This is a genomic window from Kribbella qitaiheensis, assembly GCF_014217565.1.
GTDB classification, from domain to species: Bacteria; Actinomycetota; Actinomycetes; order Propionibacteriales; family Kribbellaceae; genus Kribbella; species Kribbella qitaiheensis_A.
The window spans coordinates 1077317-1096862 of the sequence record NZ_CP043661.1; the positions used below are offsets into that span (position 1 = coordinate 1077317).

Consider the following 19546-nt stretch of genomic DNA (forward strand, 5'->3'; position numbering starts at 1 on the left):
TTCAGCCGGCCAAAATGACCTCGAACGCTGACAGCACCGACTGAAAGTGATGCGTAGGAACCCGATCAGCCGTCGCCGCCTCGGGATGATGATCACCGACCCGGATCGTCCTCAACCCGGCCGCGATCCCACCCGCGATGTCGTACGCCGGATGGTCCCCCACCATCCACCCGCCTTCCAGCGTCGCGCCCACCCGATCCGCCGCGATCTTGAAGATCACCGGATCCGGCTTCCGCACACCGACAGCCTCCGAGATACAGCCGAAGTCCACCACGGCCCCGATCCCCGTGTGCTCCAACTTGATCCCCTGCTGGACGATCCCCCCATTGGTCACCACGACCACCCGCCACCCCGCAGTACGAAGCGCTCTCAACCCATCCAGCACCTCAGGCTCGGCCCAGGTGAACAACGGATGCTCCCGATCGTAGGCCGCCTCAAGCGCCTCAACCGACGCCCTCAACCCGAACTGTTCCTTGGCCCCGCCGAACAAGTCGGCCCGTGGCCGGAACCCGCCCTCATCCCGATCCAGCAACCAAGACACCGCATCCGCCCCGAGCCCGACGCTCTGGGCCCACCACTCCGCCCAGGTCGCGAACGCCGCGTCCCGATCGATGAGGGTGTTGTCCAGATCAAAACAGGCGATCCGGGGCAGATCGGGTGTCATGCGTCGATGCGGGCTTCGTCCAGTTCGTAGGCGCCTTGGACGATGAACTCCTTGCGGGGGGCCACGTCGTTGCCCATCAGGAGGTCGAAGACTCCTGCCGCCGCTTCGCCGTCGTCGACGGTCATCCGGCGCAGGGTGCGATGGCGGGGGTCGACGGTGGTTTCCGCGAGCTGGTCCGCGTCCATCTCACCGAGACCCTTGTAGCGCTGCGGGGGCTCTTTCCACTTGACGCCCTTCTTCATCAGCTCGGCCGACTTCCGCTGATACTCCGCGTCGCTGTAGGTGTAGATGTACTTGTCCTGACCCTTCTTCGGGTTGGTCAGCTCGAAGCGGTGCAGCGGCGGTACGGCGGTGTAGACGCGACCGGCGTCGACCAGGGGCCGCATGTACCGGAAGAACAGCGTCGCCAGCAGGCAACGGATGTGGGCGCCGTCGGAGTCGGCGTCGGCCATGAAGATTATCTTGCCGTAGCGCGCCTGCGCGAGGTCGAAGCTGCGGCCCGAGCCGGCGCCGACCACCTGGATGATCGAGGCGCACTCGGCGTTCTTCAGCATGTCGGCGACCGACGCCTTCTGCACGTTCAGGATCTTGCCCCGGATCGGCAGCAGCGCCTGGAACTCCGAGCTCCGGGCCAGCTTCGCCGTCCCGAGAGCCGAATCACCCTCGACGATGAACAGCTCGGACCGGTCCACGTCGTTGCTGCGGCAGTCGGCCAGCTTGGCCGGCAACGCCGACGACTCCAGCGCCGTCTTCCGCCGCTGCAGCTCACGGTGCTGCCGGGCGGCGACCCGCGTCCGCGACGCCGCCACCACCTTCTCCAGCACTGCACGCGCTTGGGCCTTCGCGACGCCCTTGGTGGAGGTCAGGAACGCCTCCAGCTCGGTCTGGACCACCTTCGAGACGATCCGCGAAGCGGCCGGAGTACCGAGTACTTCCTTGGTCTGGCCGTCGAACTGCGGCTCGGAGAGCCGGACGGTGACCACCGACGTCATACCTTCCAGCACGTCGTCCTTGATCAGCTCCTCGCCGCTCTTCAGCAGCCGGGTGCCGTTCATCGCACTGGTGAACACCTTCGGCAGCGCCCGCTCGAAGCCGGCCACGTGGGTGCCGCCCTTCGGCGTCGCCACGATGTTCACGAACGACCGGAGCTCGGTCTCGTAGCCGTCGCCCCAGCGGATCGCGATGTCGACCTCGAGATCGCGCTCGACGTCGGTCGGCGTCATGTGGCCGGCGTCGTCCAGCATCGGCACGGTCTCGGTGAAGTGCCCGGTCCCGGTCAGCCGGACCACGTCGGTGACCTTCTGGTCGGTCGCCAGGAACTCGCAGAACTCGCTGATCCCGCCGTCGTGCTTGAACGACTCCTCGGTCGCCTCCTCGCCGCGCTCGTCGCGGACAACGAGCTCGAGGCCCGGCACCAGGAACGAGGTCTGGCGGGCCCGGGTGGCCAGCTCGTCGTAGTTGAAGGCCGCGTCCCGGGTGAAGATCTGCCGATCCGCCCAGTACCGGATCCGGGTGCCGGTCATCCCCTTCTTCGCCCGGCCGGCCTTGCGCAGGCCGACCGCGGGGGTGAAGTCCGCCGAAGCGCCCTCACCGTCGAACTCACCGGCCACACCGCGCCGGAAGGAGGTCGTCCAGATCGAGCCGCCACGATCGACCTCGACGTCGAGCCGCGCGGACAGCGCGTTCACGACGGAGGCGCCGACACCGTGCAGGCCACCGGAGGCGTTGTACGAACCGCCGCCGAACTTGCCGCCGGCGTGCAGTTTGGTGAAGACCACCTCGACACCGCTGAGCTTGGTCTTCGGCTCGATGTCGACCGGGATACCGCGAGCGCGGTCACGGACCTCGACCGAACCGTCCTTGTGCAGGATGACGTCGATCCGATCGCCGTGACCGGCCAGCGCCTCGTCCACGGCGTTGTCGATGATCTCCCACAGGCAATGCATCAGACCGCGGCTGTCGGTCGAGCCGATGTACATACCCGGCCGCTTGCGCACCGCCTCCAGGCCCTCGAGGACCAGCAGGTTGCGGGCGTTGTACGTCGGGTCGAGCTCGGCACTGCGAGGCGTCGGGGCGGCCACTTGGCTCCTTCACTGGTTCACCAACAGACAAACGTGCTCCGGCCCTGGCCTTCGCACCCTCACAGCCTACGCAGCCGCTCCCCCAATTTCTGGCAGGCCCAGCCGGTGGCGCCGGTATAACCAGGTGCTGAGCTGGGTACCGAAGAAAAACTAGGGACGGCACCCCAGAAAGGTGTTTCGGCAGGTATCGATCCGGACTCGATCGAGAGTGCTTTACGACACTCCGCAGATCAGCGCAGGGTGTCCAGGTCATCGCTCACAGTGAGAGTAGACACGCCCGACACTCGCCAGAGACAGCAATTCACCCGTATCCGAAACGATTGCCCGTCAATATGCGTCATAAGGGAACAGGTGGTTCGTCTCACATTCGGACACGCTGCACCAACCGGGAAGCGATCCGCATGTCAGGATGTTGCTATCTGGTGAGAACGGAACTAGATGAGATGAGGCCTCAAGTGACTACAGCACTCGCCCCGAGCTCGACCCTGTCGGCTGCGGACCGTTGTGACCGCTGCGGCGCGCAGGCCTACGTTCGTGTGACCCTGACCAGCGGTGGGGAGCTTCTGTTCTGCGCCCACCACGGCCGCGAGCACTCGGACAAGCTGCGCAACATCGCGATCACCATCCACGACGAGACGGGACGGCTCGACGCAGAGCCGGCGACCGTCTCCTCAACGGAGGACGAGCGGTAACCGGCCTCATTGGCGCCTAGGGCGCTTTCCCGCTGATTTCATCGATGGTGGTCACCCCAAGGGGTGGCCACCATCCGTCATGTCTGCCGCCCTGAGGGCCTAGATCATCGGTACCGCGGGCGCGGGTCCATGCCGGCGCAGTTCGCGCCAAGCGCCGGCCAGCCGGTCCACGGCCTCGCTCATCACCTCGGCCGGGTAGCTGAACGGCACTCGGAGGTGATCGTCGTGAGCCCCGGTCGGATCCATCGCCCGCCCGGCCACCACCTCGACCCCGTGCCGCAACGCGACCTGCGCGAACATCCGTGCGTCGGTGTCCGGCAACTGGACCCACAACGCCGAGCCACCCTCAGGTGACTCCCAGCGCCACTCCGGTAGCCGCTCGGTCAGCAACTGACCCATCAGGTGTTTCCGCTCCGTCGCGCTGATCGCCCTGGCAGCCGTCAGCTCCGTCAGCCGCGGCAACAGCCTGGCCGTCAGTGCCTGATCGATCACCGGACTGCCCAAGTCAGCCAGCGCCTTGTGTCGCGCGAGCCGCTCGGCCAACGGTCGCGGTGCCCGGATCCAGCCGATCCGCAGACCACCCCAGACCGCCTTCGAGACCGACCCGATCGTCAGCACCTCGGCATTCTTCGGTGCGAATGCGGCCAGCGGCGGCGGGATGTCCGGACCCGTCGGATCCCAGGCCGAATACGCGTTGTCCTCGACCACCACCACGCCGTACTTCGCGGCCAGTTCCGCGACCTGTCGTCGTCGGCTCGCGGTCATCAGCCGGCCGGTCGGATTCTGGAAGGTCGGCATCACGAACAGCATCGCCGGCTGATGCTCGGCCAGCGCCTTCGCGAGGAGGTCAGGCCTGATCCCGGCGTCGTCCAGCGGTACTCCAACCACCCGACCACCGGCGGCGCCGAAGAGGTCGAAGCAACCCGGCCAGCTGGGCTGCTCGATCACCACGGCCGCACCTGTCCGCAGGTACATCTGGGTCGTCAACGCGATGGCCTGATGAGCTCCACTTGTTACAACGATCTCGTCGGCCGTTGTCGGCAACCCGGACTCGGCGAAGTGATCCGCGATCCGTTCGCGCAGCACCTGCAGTCCGCGCGGGTGGTAGCCGACACCTTGGAGCAGCAACGGGAGATCCGTACGGGCCAGGTCCTCAACCTCGCCGGCGAGCTCAGGCATGCCGGGATCGACCGCGTACGTCATGGCGATCACCTCACCCGGATCGATCGTGATCCGGCGGAACAAGGACTCGCCGTACCCGGTTGGCATCCGCTTGTCCGCGCCGGATCGGCCACGGCCCGCCGATGCGGCCACCGTCGTACCGCTGCCGCGCCGGCTCTCGACCAACCCGCGCGACCGCAGTTCGTCGTACGCCGCGACGACGGTGGAACGGCTGATCGCCAAGGCCTCGGCCAGTGGGCGTTCCGCGGGCAGTCGGGCGCCGACCGGTAGCTCGTCGGAGCCGATCACCGCGGCGATCGCGTCGGCCAGCCGGCGGTAGAGACCGCCCGGTCCGGGCAACTGACGGCCGATCAGCTCGCCCAGAGCGGCGGCGTCTCCAGAACGGTCCACTTCTCCTCGAATTGGCTCGGGTGGACTGCTTCGTGCCCAGTCAGGCTAGACCCGGCAAGTCCAGAGTGGATCGAGAGTGAGGAAAGTGGATGGGGATCGGGCAGGCGCTCGGGTTCGTGGCGGCGACAGTGGTCCTGGTCGGGATGCCAGGACCGAACAACATCTACATCTCGCTGCGCAGCCTCGCCCAAGGCCGCCGGGCCGGAGTGGTCTCGGCGCTCGCGATCGAAACCGGCTCACTCGTGTACGTCGTAGTCGCAGCCCTCGGCCTCGTCGCGTTGGTGCGGGCCTCCCCCACCCTCTTCACCGCGATCACTGTCGCCGGCGCCCTCTATCTGGCCTTCCTCGGCATCAAGTTGCTCAGAGCACCGGTGACCGACGGCCCAGGCGCCATCCATGTCGCCCCACTCGGCCGCGTCTATCGCGAAGGCGTACTGGTGAACCTCCTCAACCCAAAGGCGGCCCTGTTCTTCCTCGCCTTCCTCCCGCAGTTCACCACCCGCGACGCCGGCCCCGACCGACTCCGCACCGAAATGCTCTGCCTCGGCCTCGCAGTAATGCTGATCGGCCTCACTCTCGACCTCTGCTACGCCCTCGGCGCCGATGCCCTCGGCCGCCGCTTCCGATCACTACGAACGACGAGCCGGTCCCGGAACCGGATCGTCGCCCTCGTCTATCTGGGACTCGCGATCTTCGCCTTGGTGACAGCCGTCTCGCCGTCCTTCCACTGAACCGACAACGACTCGCCGCCGATCGTGAGACCACTCAAAGTCAGGCGCTCCCACGGCAGGTGCTCGGCCGGGGTGACTGTGAGCGTGCCGTTGGGAACGTCCGGATCGATGCCGAGAGCCGCGACGAGTACTGCGATCGCCGACGCAGCCGCCCAAGCCTGTGGGCGGCAGGACAACGGGTACGGCGTGGGGGTCGTCTCCTCTGTCAGGCCACGGCCGCCGAACAACTCGGGTAGGCGGTAGTCGAACGACTCGGCTGCGAGCAGCAGGCCTTCGACGTACGAGGTCGCGGTCGCGGAGGACTTGGCGGCGTACAGGCCTTCGACGGCCATTGCGGTGTCATGCGGCCAGACGCTGCCGGTGTGGTAGCCGAGTGGGTTGAAGCGGGTCATTGCCTTTGACAACGTTCTGAGGCCGAAGCCGCTGTTCAGGTCGTCGCTGGCGAGCACCTCGGCGACCAGCCGTTCTTCCTCAGCGTCGAGCAGACCGGTGCCGAGCAGGTGGCCTAGGTTGGACGACGGGCCGGCGACCGGGTTCTTCGCGCCGTCGAGGGCAATGGCCGGATAGCCGTCCACCCAGAAGCTGCGCCGGAAGCTCTCCTTCAGCACGGCCGCCCAGGCACGCCAGTGAGCCGCGCCTTCTTCACCGAGAGCGTCGAGGATCTCCGCGCCCTTGATGGCGGCCGAGTAGGCGTAGGCCTGGACCTCGCAGAGAGCGATCGGGGCGGTGGCGATGGTGCCGTCGGGCCACTGGACCGAGTCCGCGGAATCCTTCCAGCCCTGGTTCGCCAGGCCGTGGCCGGACTCGTCGATGTACTCGAGGAACCCGTCGCCATCCGGGTCCGCGTAGTCGCTCATCCAGGTCAGCGCCTTGCGCAATGCGGGCAGCAGTTCGCGGACCTCGTCGGTGGGCATGCCCCAGCGCCACGCCTTGTGCAGCGTGATGACCCAGAGCTGGGTAGCGTCGTGCGTTCCGTAGTACGCCGCGGGAAGGACCAGGCCGCCACCGTGATCAGCGGCCTCCGCGCGGAGCTCGTGCGGGATCTTGCCGGGCTGCTCGGCCGAATCCGGGTCGACCTTCGTCCCCTGCCAGGCAGCGAGCGCTCTCAGCGTCCCCGCGGCGAGACCCGGATCGACCGGAATCATCATGCCGGCCGAGATCAGCGAGTCACGGCCGAACAGAGTCAGGTACCAGGGCGGACCGGCGCCGAGATAGCGCTCTCCCCCGGGCGCCGCCAGCTGCAACCCGGCGACATCGTCGAGTGACCTCTTCACCCAGCGGGCGACCCGGATGTCGTCGCAGTCGACCGACACCTGCTCGTACGCCGGTCGGCCGGCGGGCGGGTCGATGCTGAAACCGTCCGGCTTCGGGAAGGTCGCGGAGACCCGTAGTACAAGGGTGAACTCGTCGCCGGCGGCGATCTTCGGGGTCCACGTCAGGTCCTCGGCGGCGCTGGGCTCGAAGCTGGCGCTGACCCGGATGCCGTCCGACTCCCAGGCCAGCTCGTCCGAGGCGACGAGATCCGGCAGGTCGTCAGCGGCGCCGCCGCGGATGGCCGCGATCCCGGCAAGATCGGTGCCTAGGGCAACTTCCAGCCGCGGCGTGATCTCGATACCGGAGCGGTTCACGATGGTGATCCGCTCGGTCAGGCCGTCGCCGTCGACGGTCCTGGTCCGGTGCAGGGTGACGCTCGGGTCGTGACCGGAGTCGCCGAGACCGTCGAGCACTGCGATGTACTCATGGGTGCCGGCGTTCCTTTTGTCCACCTGGAGCGGCACCGGCGGTCTCCCGTCGACCGTGACGGACAGCCGCGACAGGATCCGCCGGTCGCGGGCGTAGACACCTTCGCCGTCCGCGGATCTGCCGGTGAGCTGGCCGGAGCGCGGGGAGAGCACCACCCAGGGGGCGGCGATCGCGGTCACGAGTTCGTGCAACTGAGCCATGTCTCCACCCTAAAGGTGCCGATTTGCGGCAGAGTGGCGTGAGTGAACAGCGTCGCGACGTTCCTGGTCGGGGTGGCGATCTTCGCCGGCATCATCGGCATCGTGATCCCGGTACTGCCGGGCGCGATCCTCAGCCTGGCCGCGATCCTGGTCTGGGCGCTGGAGGAGCAGAGCGCCACCGGCTGGATCGTGCTGACCGCCGCGGTGCTGCTGATCGGGGCCGGCCAGGTGGTCAAGTACATCGTGCCGGAGCGGCGGCTGCGCGAGTCCGGCGTACCGCGAAGATCGATGCTGTTCGGGGTCCTGCTCGGCATCGTCGGGTTCTTCGTGATCCCGGTGGTCGGCATGTTCATCGGCTTCCCGGTCGGGGTCTACCTGTCCGAACGGCAGCGGCTCGGCACCCACGACCAGGCCTGGGCCTCCACGAAACACGCCCTGCGCGCGACCGGTCTGTCCATCCTGATCGAGTTCATCGGTACTTCGCTGGCTGCTGCCGTCTGGCTGGTCGCCGTCCTGTTCCTGGTCTGATTGCCAGCCTCTTGCCAGCCTGACCGAAGGTTCGTCTCAGGTCCGCGGCGCAGGGTGGGACGACCAGCACCAGGTTCCGTGCCAGGTGCGTCGTACCGGGAGGCAATGCAGCATGGCGTCGTTCCAGAAGGTCACCGAGAAACGCTGGCGGATAGCCGGCACGGTCGCGGCGGTCGCGGTCACCACCGCGGGCCGGCGGAGTCGCCTGGGCCACCACCAACGCGGACCCGACTCCCTCCCCCTCGGCCTCCCCCTCCGCGCCGGCCTCACCCGGTGCGCCGGACCCCGGGAAGGGCCCCGGCGGCCCTGGGCGGCACGGCGAGATGGGGATGATGGGCGCGCTGCACGGCGAGTACGTCGTCGAGAAGGAAGGCGGCGGCTACCAGACCGTCGCGAGCCAGCGCGGTGAGGTGACGGCGGTCAGCAAGGACTCGATCACGGTCAAGAGCGCTGACGGGTACAGCAAGACGTACACCCTGACGACCGACACGCTGGTCAACGCGACCCGCGACGGCATCGATAGCGTCAAGCCCGGAAACACGGTTTCGGTCAGCGCGATCGTGGCGGACGGCAAGGTCACCGCCATCAGCGTGAACGACGGAACGGTCCGCGACGCCGCCAACCAGAAGTGGGGGCTCAAGCGCGGACCGCGGTGAGCTCCGGCTGACACTCACAGCGGATTGCCAGGAACCTTCCAGGATTCGCACGGGTGCGGGCGTAAGACTGTGGTCATGAGCCCGCATCTGCTGGTGGTCGATGACGAGCCGAACATCGTCGAACTGCTGTCCGCGAGTCTGCGCTTCGCCGGGTACGAGGTATCCACCGCGACTCACGGCGCCGAGGCACTCCGCAAAGCCCGCGAGGTCGAACCAGACCTCGTGGTGCTGGACGTGATGATGCCCGGCCTGGACGGTTTCGAAGTGGTCCGCCGTCTGCGCGGTGAGGACCGGCACGTACCGGTGCTGTTCCTCACTGCGCGGGACGCCGTCGAGGACAAGGTGCTCGGCCTGCACACGGGCGCCGACGACTACGTCACCAAGCCGTTCAGCCTGGACGAGCTGGTCGCCCGGGTCCGCGCCCTGTTGCGGCGCTCCGGACACCGCGAGCAGACCACGACCGAGGCCGCGATCCTGCGGTACGCCGACCTGGAGCTGAACGAAGACAGCTACGAGGTGTTCAAGGCAGGCGAGGCCGTGCAACTCTCACTCACGGAGTTCAAGCTGCTGCGCTGCCTGCTGGAGAACGCCGAGCGGGTGATGTCCAAGGGCCAGATCCTCTCCGCGGTCTGGAACTACGACTTCGCGGGCGACGCAGGCGTGGTCGAGTCGTACATGTCCTATCTGCGTCGCAAGGTCGATACCGGCGACCAGAAGCTCCTGCACACAGTCCGCGGCGTCGGCTACGTCCTGCGGACCCCTCGGGGCCCCAACTGATGCCGACCCGCCGGCTGGCCGACCGGTACCCCCTCCGCATCACCATCGTCCTGGTGTTGCTGGCGCTGGTCACCGCCGCGCTACTGGCCTCCGGCCTGGTCGCCACCACCATCATGCGCGGCTACCTGGTCGACCGCGTAGACAGCCAACTGGTGAAGGCCGCGACGCCGCTCCAGCACTCTCCGCGGGATGCCTTCGGTCCACGACACAATCCAGGGGCGAGGCCCCGGCTGCCGAGCCTCTTCGTCGTCCAGTTCAACGACTCGGAAGGCACCAAGGTCGGCAACGACTCGGCGCCGCTCGGCGAGACCGAGCCGGCACCGAACCTCCCGGCGCTGAATCTCAACCAGATCCGCAACCTGGGCGGGAAGCCTTTCGACACCGGGGCCGTGTCCGGCAGCGCCACCTGGCGGGTCCTCGCGCTCCCGCTCGACAGCGGCACCGGTTCCGTGATCGTCGCCCAGAGCCTCGGCGAGCTGGATCAGACGATCGAGCGGTTGATCGGCATCCAGGCCGCCACGGGACTCATCCTGCTCGTGCTGCTGGCTGGGGTGGGGACTTACGTCGTACGGCGGAGTTTGCGGGGGCTTGAGGATGTGGAGCACACCGCGGTTGCGATTGCGGGTGGGGATTTGAGTAGGCGGGTGCCACAGCGGGATCCGCGGACCGAGGTGGGGCGGTTGTCATTGGCGCTCAACCAGATGCTGGGGCAGATCGAGACCGCCTTCAGGCAGCGGACGGCGTCGGAGTTCGCGGCGCGGAAGTCGGAGGATGCGGCTCGTCGCTCGGAGGAGGTGGCCCGGCATTCCGAGGAGAGCGCACGGCAGTCGGAGGAGCGGATGCGGCGGTTCATCGCCGACGCCTCGCACGAGTTGCGGACGCCGTTGACCTCGATCCGCGGCTTCGCCGAGCTGACCAGGCAGCGAGGCAGCGCCATCGACCCCACCACGATGAAGCGGATCGAGGACGAGGCGAAGCGGATGGGCCTGCTGGTGGACGATCTGCTGTTGCTCGCCCGACTCGACCAGCAGCGTCCGCTTCAGCATCAGCCGGTGGATCTGCTCACGCTGGCGGGCGACTCGGTCCACGACGTACAGGCCGTGCAGCCGGGCCCCGGTCGGTGAAGTTCCAGATCCTGCCCGGATCGGACGCACCGGTCGTCGACGGAGATGAAGCTCGGCTACGGCAGGTGCTCGGGAACTTGGTCAGCAACGCGCTGCACCACACGCCGGTGGAAGCACCGATCACGGTGTCTGTCGGCACCCGCGGCGAGGAGGCGATCCTCGAAGTCGCGGATACCGGACCGGGACTCTCGGAAGAGCAGAAGGCCAAGGTGTTCGAGCGGTTCTATCGCGCCGACTCGGCCCGAACCCGCGTCACCGGCGGCTCGGGCCTGGGCCTCTCGATCGTCGCTGCGTTGGTTGCCGCGCACAGCGGTCGCGTCACTGTCACGGACACCCCCGGCGGCGGCGCCACCTTCACAGTCCACCTACCGGTATCGCCCTAAAGGGCAGTGTTTACCTAGAGAACCGGGAAGTCCCTGGTCGTGGACTCGCCGTGTTCGAAGACCTGCGCGGCTGGGCCGAGAATCTTGGGATCGGCGTGGGCGACCAGCTCGAAGTCCTTGTCCGGGTAGTCGTACAGGCTGAGCACGTGCCGCATCGCCTCCAGCCGGGTCCGCTTCTTGTCGTCGCTCTTCACGGTCCACGGCGCGTGCGGCGTGCCCCAGCCGGGTCGGCCCGTACTTGTTGGCGATCAACTCCCGGTCGCCATCGACCAACGTCCAGGACTCGACCAGCTGCTCAAGACTCTACTCTCGGCGCACCCCGGACACCCTGCCAGACAACGAAATCCAACGCCGCCCGCGCGGTTACGCTGACCCCACGCCAGCGCCGACAACACCCGACACGGAGGCTCCACTATGTACAGATGGGTCCGCTACGAAGCGCCAGTCATGGTCTGCGTAACCACCGACGAACACGGCGAGCACCACGTCGTCAACGTCATCGTCGGAGACGAACACCTCGACCTGCGACTGGCCCGCGACGACCAAGGCACCCCGCTCGTCTACGACGAGCAGATGGAACGCCTCACCGACCAAGACTCCATCCTCATGGCCGCGGTCAGCGAAGCCGAAGACCGTCAATGGCCACAACCCACCGACTGGGAATCAGGACCCGACGCCCTGCGCTACCCAGGGCTCTACGACCCCATCGAGAACGACGACCAGGACAACCTCGACGTCGACCTCGAACCCGTCGACTTCGAACAACCCGCCCGGTGAAACAGCCCTCGACGGGACCGATGCAGACGTCGGTTGCATGGAACGATCTCGACTTCGAAGGTGTCGGGATCATGCATGATGACGCCGGAAACACCAGGACGGCGTAACGCAGACGCCATGTGCTGGTGGCTTCGGCGCAGCGGGCGGGACCCCCGCCACTGATCGAGCCGGCCACCGTCGCGGGCACCGGCGTTACCGGGAGCCAAACCTCATCCCCGTTGCCGACCTTAACCAGCACGACCAGCTTGGAAGGGCTCTGGACTGGGTGGCAGGTCGGCGTGGGTGAGGGCCCGGATGGTGGTCTCGGTGGCGGCGGCCATGTCGATGCTGTCTGGCGCTAGAAGCCATTGCACCTGGAGGCCGTCCATGGTGGCGATGATGGCCGTCGCCACCGTCTCGTGGTCGAGACCGGTGGGCACTTCGCCATGTTCGACGGCTTCGTGCAGTGCGTCGACGACCATGGTGCGCAGTCCCTGGTAGCGGGTACGGAAGTAGTTTTGTGCAGGGTGGCCGTCGGTGACGCTCTCCGCGGAGAGTACGGCGTACAGCCGCACAATGCCTTCTCTGGCGGCGTTGTGCTTGGCGGTGTCGACGAGGTGGCGCAGGAAGGCCATGCCCCGAGGGCGTTCGTCGCCGAGTTCGCCGATCTCCGTGGCGTCTCGCAGGTCGAGGACGCCGGTGAGCAGGCCGGCCTTGGACGGGAAGTGGTGCAGAACACCGGCCTGGGTCAGTCCGACTCGTGCGGCCACTTCAGCCAGTGAGGCGTTGTTGTAGCCGCGGGTGGCGAAGGTTTCCATGGCGATGCGCAAGATCTCCTCGCGCCGCTCGGTTTTGGGTCGCCGTCGCGGGTCGATTTCCCGTCCGGCAGCTGCTCTGTCCCGTGTCACCTCCGGATTCTACGTGCTCGGCCAGCCGTCCCTTCCAGCGGCGCCAGGACTCAGCTCCACGAGTACTTACTTCAGCACGGCGAACGCGAAGGGACGATGATCCCATCGAGACCTACCGAGTACTTGGTAGGTCTGGTTTAATCCTTCCGTAATAGCTCCGACACCGTTCCGACTCGTCGCGTCGGTGCCGAGGCTCTCTGGCTTCCAAGCAGTGGATGCCATGCCCGTGACCAGTACGGCCAAGGACCCGCCCATGTCCATAAGCCTCAGACGGAGTCGTGCACCGCCGAACGGTCAGTCGAGCCAATCGGCGTCCTTTCCTCTCGGTCGTCCGGACGCCCGCCGTTGCATCACAGCGCCTCCCGATCGCTCAGGGCGGCGCGCCCATACAGGCGTGAACGTCATCGCCGGTCAACACCGCACTTCGCGAGCCGTACCCCATTCCCTCGGGAGGCACCATGTCCCTTGTTCGTTGGTCGCGATCTCAACCCTCATACAGAACGGCCCTGCTCGCCGCGGGCGCGACCCTCATCGCGCTGAGCACCGCTGGCAGTCCGGCCGCTCACGCGGCGCAGGCCGCACCCGGCCCGGTGGTCTCGGCGTGGATCACCACGCCGGACCGTTCCCAGTTGTTGAATCCTGCTGCGTCCACGCAGTTCCAGGACGGCGGCGCGACAGGACAAAGCATCACCGTCGACCCGAACCAGACCTTCCAGAGGATGGACGGGTTCGGCGCCTCGCTGACCGATTCCTCCGCCTCGCTGTTGTACGACCTCCCGCAGTCACAGCGAGACCAGGTCATGGCGTCGCTGTTCAGCCCGACCGCAGGCATCGGGATCAGCGTGCTGCGTCAGCCGATCGGCGCCTCGGACTTCGTCGATGGCCCGCACTACACCTACAACGACCTGCCCGCAGGACAGACCGACCTGGCCCAGAGCCGCTTCAGCATCGCCCACGACGAACAACAGATCCTGCCCCTGCTGCGCCAGGCGCTTAGTCTGAACCCGGACCTGAAGATCATGGCCAGCCCGTGGAGCGTGCCCGCGTGGATGAAGGCCAACGGGTCCCTGGTCGGTGGCCGGGTAAAGGACGACCCGGCCTACTTCCGTTCCTACGCGCTCTACCTGCTCAAGTTCGTCCAGGCGTACCAGGCCGCCGGAGTGCCGGTCTACGCGCTGTCCATTCAGAACGAGCCCCAGAACCGCACCCCTGACGGATACCCGGGCACCGACCTGCCGGTAGCACATCAGAACGCCGTCATCAACGAACTCGGCCCGATGCTGGAGCAAGCCGGCCTCGGCGACATCCAGATCATCTCCTACGACCACAACTGGTCGGAGCATCCCGACGACATCGCCGACGCTCAGCGCCTCGGCGTGGACCCGGAACCCAACTACCCCTACGACGCCCTACGTGCCTCGGCGGCCCGCTGGATCGACGGCACCGGATACCACCACTACGCCGGTGATGCGGGCGCCCAGAACGCCCTGCACAACGCTTTCCCGGACAAGAGCATCTGGTTCACCGAGGGCTCCGGCTGGCATGGCGCCGGCGACTCCTTCGCGCAGTACTTCGCCGAGACCCTGAAGTGGCACTCCCGCAACATCCACATCGGCGCCAGCCGAAACTGGGCACGCGCGGTCGTGAACTGGAACCTCGTCCTGAATTCCCAGGGCGGACCCGTCAACGGGGGCTGCGGCAACAACCCGGCAGGAATGTGCACCGGCGTCGTGGCCATCGACGGCACCGCCGTCACCCGCAACGCCGAGTACTACACCATCGGCCACATGAGCCGCTTCGTGAAGCCTGGCGCCGTCCGGGTCGGCTCCAACAACGCCGGCGATCTCGAGAACGTCGCGTTCCGCAACCCCGACGGCAGCTACGCCCTGGTCGTCACCAACATCGGTGGCGGCACGCAGAACTTCACCATCTCCTACGCCGGCCAGAACGCCAGCTACAGTCTGCCGCCGAACGCACTGGCAACGTTCGTGTGGTCCGGCGGCCGGTAGAGAACGACGACCAAGCGCCCACCGTTCCCACAGACCTGACCGCATCGGCGGCCGTCCCGACATCGGTGACGCTCGGCTGGAATGCCTCCAGCGACAACGTCGCGGTGACCGGCTACCAGATCTACCGGGGCACGACCCTCGCCGCCACCGTCCCCGCAACCGCCAAGTCCTACACCGACACCGCGCTGAGCCCGGAGACCACCTACTCCTACAGCGTGCGGGCCGTCGACGCGGCCGGTAACCGATCCGGCGCATCCAACACCGCCACCGTCACCACCCTGCCCGGTAACGCAGGCGGTATCGATTCCACACGCTGGTACCAGGTCGTGAACACCGGCAGCGGCAAATGCCTGGACGCCGCCGGAGGCGGCACCACCAACGGCACCGCGCTGCAGCAGTGGACCTGCTACTCGGGCAACAACAACCAGCTCTGGCAGTTCCAGCCCACCACCGGTGGCCACTACCGGGCGGTCAGCCGCAACAACACCGCCCTGTCCTGGGACGTCGACGGTGGCCCCGGCGCCACCGCAGACGGCGCGGCCGTGCACCTGTGGACCTATGGCGGCGCCTCCAACCAGCAATGGCTGGCCGCCGACCGCGGCAACAGCACCTTTACCTTCGCCGCCCGCAACAGCGGCAAGTGCCTGGACGTGCGTGACCGATCCACCGCTGACGGCGCCCGCCTACAGCAGTGGACCTGCCACAACGGATCGGCACAATCCTTCCGGCTCATCCCCCACGCCTGACAACCGACGCAGTATCACGTCGCGACACCGAAGCCCGGCCGGCCACCGCGTCCTCGACGGCGCCCGGACCGGACGCGAATCGCACTTCCCTGAGCACGCCGTTCGCGTCATACAACACGCATATCTGCCCAAAGGCCGCCCAGAGGCAGGGCGGTGCAACGGTCCCTCCCGAAAGGAGAACCCCCTTGAGAATCAAAGGCCGGTCCAAGAAACTGCTGGCAAGCGGGGCCGCCCTCGCCACCATGGCGACGGGTGTCCTCGGAATCACCATGACCCAGGCCATCACCATGAACCAGGCCGAAGCGGCAGCCGAGCCGGTGTCGGTATGGGTCACCACCGCCGACCAGAGCAAGCTTCTAGCTGCCCAGCCAGGCGTGAACTTCGGGTCCGACACCGGTACGGCCACGACGATCGATGTCGACGCCAGTACCACCTACCAGACGATGGACGGCTTCGGTGCATCGTTCACCGACTCCTCAGCCTGGTTGGTCAACACCAAACTCAACGCCGCCCAGCGCAGCACGTTGATGGGAAACCTGTTCGACCCGAACGCTGGCATCGGCTTGAGCATGGTCCGCCAACCCATCGGGGCCAGCGACTTCACGGTCAACAGCGCCGACTACACCTACGACGACACCTGCTGCGACGTCAACGACTTCACGATCAGCCACGACCGTGCTGACACGATCCCCGTACTCAAACAGGCCAAGACACTCAACCCCGACCTGAAAATCATCGGATCGCCCTGGAGCCCGCCGGCCTGGATGAAAACCAACAACTCGCTCAACGGCGGCACCCTCAAGCCGGACATGTACGGCCCGTACACCGACTACTTCGTCAAGTACGCGCAGGCCTACGCCGCGGAAGGCCTGCCCATCTACGCCGTCACCCTGCAGAACGAACCACACAACGAGGCCGGCTACCCCTCCATGCGCATGGAACCGGCCGACCAGGCGAAAGCGGCCAAGCTCCTCGGCCCCAAATTCGCCAGCAACGGCATCGGCACAAAGATCATCGTGTGGGACCACAACTGGGACGAACCGAACTTCCCCACCGACGTCCTCAATGACCCGGCGGCGAAACAATACATCGCCGGATCGGCATTCCACTGCTACGCCGGCGATGTCAACGCCCAGACCACGGTCCACAACGCCCATCCCGACCGTGACCTGTGGTTCACCGAGTGTTCCGGCGGCGATTGGGCCTCCGACTTCGGCGCGAACCTCAAGTGGAACACCCAGCAGTTGATCATCGGCGCCACGCGCAACTGGGCCAAGAGCGTGACCATGTGGAACATGGCGCTGGACCAGAACCACGGCCCGACCAACGGCGGATGCTCGAACTGCCGAGGCGTGGTCACCGTCGACACCAACAACGGCAACGTGGCCTACAACGTCGAGTACTACGTCCTCGGCCACGCGGCCAAATTCGTCAAACCCGGGGCCAAGCGAATCGCCTCCACCACCTACGGCAACGACATCGAGACCGCCGCTTTCCAAAACCCGAACGGATCGATCGCGCTGGTCGCGTTGAACGCCAACTCCGCGCAGCGGACATTCAAGGTGCGCTCGGCCGGGCAGGCGTTCACCTACACCCTGCCAGCCGGCGCAGTGGCGACCTTCACCTGGCAACCAGGAGCCGGCCCCAGCCCGACGCCCACGGTAACGCCGACGGCCTCTCCCACCCCGCAGCCCGGAATCAAGGAGAACGTCTACTACAAAGTGACTGCCCGGCACAGCGGCAAGGCACTCGACGTCACAGACGTCTCCACCAGCAACGGCGCCGCGATCCAGCAATGGGACTACGCCGGTGGCAACAACCAGAAGTGGCGGTTCGTCAATGTCGGCGGCGGCTACTACAAAATCGTGTCCAAACACAGCGGCAAAGCGCTCGACGTCCGGAGCGCGTCCACCAGCAACGGCGCCACAGTCCAGCAATGGGACTACACCAGCGGGACCAACCAGCAATGGCAGGTCATCGATGCCGGTGCCGGCGCATACCGGATCGTCGCCCGACACAGCGGCAAGGCGCTCGACGTGACGAGCGCCTCCACCAGCAACGGCGCCGCGATCCAGCAATGGGACTACACAGCAGGAACCAACCAGCAGTTCATCCTCACCGAGATCGAACCCGTCCCGTAGTCCGACTGAACACCGAGACCGCGACCCACACCGGTCCGGACAACATCGCCAACACACCCCCGTCCCTCTCGCCGAAAGGCGAGAGGGACGGCCAGAACCGACCCGGAGACACGGTCATCAACGATGCCTGTCGTCACCACGTAAGCGGACCACCCGGTCGATCCTCCCCGCCATGGCGACCTCGCAAAGGCGCCGTTCCCTCCACTGACAACCGGCACTTCGGCCACGGCACACAGCGCCCGAACCGCTGTAGCCACAGTGAACCAACGTCCACACCGCCGGATCCTCGTCGAGCCCACCCTGCCGCCTGGGTGATACGTCGTCGACGAAACCACCTGCCCGCTAAAACCAAGCGTGGCTCACCCGGCAAAGAGCATCGCCGCGCCGGCTGCCTGGAGTAGGTCGGTGAGCCGCACCAGGGAGTCAGTGACCTTCCCCGACCCTCAAGTCCGCCCCGTGGGTCAGCTACCCAAGTACTGGGCCGTTCAGGTGTTCCATGAACCGCTTGATAGTGCCGCCCTTGCCGGCCGCGTCCCGGCCCTCGAACACGATCACCAGCTTCTGCTTCGACCGCTTCACCCAGTGCTGCAGCTTCAGCAGCTCGATCTGGAGCAGCCGCTTGTCCCGGTCGTACACGTCGCGGGCCAGCCGCTCGGCATACGGGTAACCCTCCCGCCAGGTGTCCACCGGCGTACCGTCGGCGCGCAGCAGAACCGGATCGTCGTCCTCTTCGTCGAGAACGCGAAAGCCGAGCTCATGAACCAGATCAAGGGTGCTCATAACGCCAAAGAATCACCCCACCAGACCGGCCGCCGGTGAACACGACCTGTCCCACCGGTGAACGCTGCTGCGGCGGGATTAGGCGCTTAGCTGGGCTCTGGCTTCGGTGAGGAGGTGCTCTAGTTCGACGCGGTCGCCGGGGCGCTCCGGTAGGTCGACGTTGAGCAGGCTGTGGAGCAGCTCGCCGACGTTGGCGGTGGCGAGCCTGGGCGGCAGTGTGTAGATCAGCTCGTCGATGGTCGTGCCGGGCAGCGACGGCTCGGGCGGTTCAGCGATGAGCCGGGCGAGGAACTGATGGACGTCGTCGATGGAGCGGACCTGCTCGGCCCTCAGATAGGCCTGCTCCTCCGCGGTCGGGATGCCGGGGCGCGGGGCGCCGATGAGGTCGAACCATAGGGCGGCCAGCCCTGCCCGGGCCGGATTGACCAGCCACTCCTCTACTGCGGGCGCGGCTTCGAGACCGATCCGTTTCAGGTAGTAGAAGGCGACGTTGAGCTGGGCACCGTGCAGCGGGGTCGCGTGTGCCAGTTGGTAGGCGAACTCGAGCGGGTCCGCCTGGTCGAACCATGCCTGCACGGTCCAGGCCTGGTCCACCAACCGCAGTTGCGCCGCGGCCGCGACGAACGCGACGGTGTCCTCGATCGAGAGGTCGATCCACCACTCCCCCGGATCCAGCAACCAGTACGCCGGGTCCGCCCACCGCCCGGAGCTGAACAGTCCGCGCAACCCCAGTGGGGTCAACCGGGCGAAGGCACCGTCGATCGTCACCGCACCGAGCCGGACCAGACCGTCCAACTGGTTGACCGATGCAACGCCGTTGTCGCGATGGGCCGCCAGCAACTCGGGCACCACGTCGGGCTGATCGGCCAGCAGATCCTGGAACGCGTCGACCCATTGCTGCAGCGCCGGCAGCTCGGAGAGCGCTGCGACATGCCCGGAGCCCAGGCCGTCAAGTGCTGCAGCCTCCAGCACCGACGGCATGAAGGTCACCAGAGCTGGTGACTCCGGCAACGGCTCGGGCTGTAAGTCGCTCACCGGAGCAACTTACAGCCCGG

At 66.9% G+C, this 19546-nt stretch carries 19 protein-coding genes; 11 read left to right on the plus strand and 8 right to left on the minus strand.

Annotation, left to right across the window (positions count from 1 at the left end; translation table 11 throughout):
• Window position 1: 1 nt before the first annotated feature.
• Together F1D05_RS04730 and F1D05_RS04735 are read right to left on the minus strand one after the other, a co-directional pair.
• Entirely contained in the window at window positions 2–664 is a 663-nt protein-coding gene (locus tag F1D05_RS04730) for an HAD family hydrolase (RefSeq protein ID WP_185446180.1), read from the minus strand.
• A complete protein-coding gene (locus tag F1D05_RS04735) occupies window positions 661–2745 on the minus strand; it encodes a DNA gyrase/topoisomerase IV subunit B (RefSeq protein ID WP_185446181.1) in 2085 nt (694 codons plus the stop codon). Before F1D05_RS04735 ends, F1D05_RS04730 begins: the two co-directional genes overlap by 4 nt.
• A 443-nt stretch (window positions 2746–3188) precedes the next feature.
• Here F1D05_RS04735 and F1D05_RS04740 point away from each other — a divergent pair, with 443 nt between their 5' ends.
• A complete protein-coding gene (locus F1D05_RS04740) occupies window positions 3189–3437 on the plus strand; it encodes a DUF7455 domain-containing protein (protein ID WP_219732992.1) in 249 nt (82 codons plus the stop codon).
• 99 nt (window positions 3438–3536) lie between these two features.
• Here F1D05_RS04740 and F1D05_RS04745 read toward each other — a convergent pair whose 3' ends face one another.
• Window positions 3537–5009 carry a PLP-dependent aminotransferase family protein gene (locus tag F1D05_RS04745; protein WP_185446183.1) on the minus strand — a complete coding sequence of 491 codons (1473 nt, stop codon included), beginning with the start codon at window positions 5007–5009 and terminating at the stop codon, window positions 3537–3539.
• An 89-nt stretch (window positions 5010–5098) separates the two neighbouring features.
• On the opposite strand from F1D05_RS04745, the gene F1D05_RS04750 reads away from it, so the two are divergent.
• Window positions 5099–5740 carry a LysE family translocator gene (locus F1D05_RS04750; RefSeq protein ID WP_185446184.1) on the plus strand — a complete coding sequence of 214 codons (642 nt, stop codon included), beginning with the start codon at window positions 5099–5101 and terminating at the stop codon, window positions 5738–5740.
• On the opposite strand, the gene F1D05_RS04755 is transcribed toward F1D05_RS04750, so the two are convergent.
• Window positions 5683–7683 (minus strand): amylo-alpha-1,6-glucosidase, encoded by a 2001-nt coding sequence (locus F1D05_RS04755; RefSeq protein WP_185446185.1) that lies wholly within the window; start codon window positions 7681–7683, stop codon window positions 5683–5685. The two genes, F1D05_RS04750 and F1D05_RS04755, sit on opposite strands and share 58 nt — an antisense overlap.
• 42 nt (window positions 7684–7725) lie before the next feature.
• Between F1D05_RS04755 and F1D05_RS04760 the strand changes: the two genes are divergently transcribed.
• The 5 genes from F1D05_RS04760 (at window position 7726) to F1D05_RS39750 (ending at window position 11151) form a co-directional block, all read left to right on the plus strand.
• Window positions 7726–8211 carry a DUF456 domain-containing protein gene (locus F1D05_RS04760; RefSeq protein WP_185446186.1) on the plus strand — a complete coding sequence of 162 codons (486 nt, stop codon included), beginning with the start codon at window positions 7726–7728 and terminating at the stop codon, window positions 8209–8211.
• Between the two features lie 332 nt (window positions 8212–8543).
• Window positions 8544–8867, plus strand: a complete 324-nt coding sequence (locus tag F1D05_RS39745; RefSeq protein WP_246486430.1) for a DUF5666 domain-containing protein — start codon at window positions 8544–8546, stop codon at window positions 8865–8867.
• Between the two features lie 75 nt (window positions 8868–8942).
• The gene (locus tag F1D05_RS04770) at window positions 8943–9644 is read left to right on the plus strand and encodes a response regulator transcription factor (RefSeq protein ID WP_185446187.1); all 702 of its coding nucleotides are present in this window, start codon (window positions 8943–8945) and stop codon (window positions 9642–9644) included.
• A complete protein-coding gene (locus F1D05_RS04775) occupies window positions 9644–10768 on the plus strand; it encodes a histidine kinase dimerization/phospho-acceptor domain-containing protein (RefSeq protein WP_246486431.1) in 1125 nt (374 codons plus the stop codon). The genes F1D05_RS04770 and F1D05_RS04775 overlap by 1 nt, the downstream gene beginning before the upstream one ends.
• The gene (locus tag F1D05_RS39750) at window positions 10765–11151 is read left to right on the plus strand and encodes a sensor histidine kinase (RefSeq protein ID WP_246486432.1); all 387 of its coding nucleotides are present in this window, start codon (window positions 10765–10767) and stop codon (window positions 11149–11151) included. Before F1D05_RS04775 ends, F1D05_RS39750 begins: the two co-directional genes overlap by 4 nt.
• A 14-nt stretch (window positions 11152–11165) precedes the next feature.
• Here the strand turns inward: F1D05_RS39750 and F1D05_RS04780 are convergent, their stop codons facing one another.
• A complete protein-coding gene (locus F1D05_RS04780; protein ID WP_185446188.1) occupies window positions 11166–11345 on the minus strand; it encodes a hypothetical protein in 180 nt (59 codons plus the stop codon).
• A gap of 220 nt (window positions 11346–11565) precedes the next feature.
• Between F1D05_RS04780 and F1D05_RS04785 the strand changes: the two genes are divergently transcribed.
• Window positions 11566–11928 carry a hypothetical protein gene (locus F1D05_RS04785; protein WP_185446189.1) on the plus strand — a complete coding sequence of 121 codons (363 nt, stop codon included), beginning with the start codon at window positions 11566–11568 and terminating at the stop codon, window positions 11926–11928.
• A 227-nt stretch (window positions 11929–12155) separates the two neighbouring features.
• Here F1D05_RS04785 and F1D05_RS04790 read toward each other — a convergent pair whose 3' ends face one another.
• A complete protein-coding gene (locus tag F1D05_RS04790; RefSeq protein WP_206686078.1) occupies window positions 12156–12815 on the minus strand; it encodes a TetR/AcrR family transcriptional regulator in 660 nt (219 codons plus the stop codon).
• 458 nt (window positions 12816–13273) lie between these two features.
• Between F1D05_RS04790 and F1D05_RS04795 the strand changes: the two genes are divergently transcribed.
• From F1D05_RS04795 to F1D05_RS04805, 3 genes are all read left to right on the plus strand, one after another.
• Window positions 13274–14824, plus strand: coding sequence for a glycoside hydrolase family 30 protein (locus F1D05_RS04795; RefSeq protein ID WP_185446190.1), 1551 nt, complete (start codon window positions 13274–13276; stop codon window positions 14822–14824).
• A complete protein-coding gene (locus tag F1D05_RS04800; RefSeq protein WP_206686079.1) occupies window positions 14806–15570 on the plus strand; it encodes an RICIN domain-containing protein in 765 nt (254 codons plus the stop codon). The genes F1D05_RS04795 and F1D05_RS04800 overlap by 19 nt, the downstream gene beginning before the upstream one ends.
• Before the next feature lie 185 nt (window positions 15571–15755).
• Complete coding sequence (locus tag F1D05_RS04805; RefSeq protein ID WP_206686080.1) at window positions 15756–17711, plus strand: RICIN domain-containing protein; 1956 nt, start codon at window positions 15756–15758, stop codon at window positions 17709–17711.
• Window positions 17712–18176: 465 nt separating this feature from the next.
• Here F1D05_RS04805 and F1D05_RS04810 read toward each other — a convergent pair whose 3' ends face one another.
• A complete protein-coding gene (locus F1D05_RS04810) occupies window positions 18177–18491 on the minus strand; it encodes a hypothetical protein (protein WP_185446191.1) in 315 nt (104 codons plus the stop codon).
• 78 nt (window positions 18492–18569) lie between these two features.
• Complete coding sequence (locus F1D05_RS04815) at window positions 18570–19526, minus strand: hypothetical protein (protein ID WP_185446192.1); 957 nt, start codon at window positions 19524–19526, stop codon at window positions 18570–18572.
• Window positions 19527–19546: the final 20 nt, after the last annotated feature.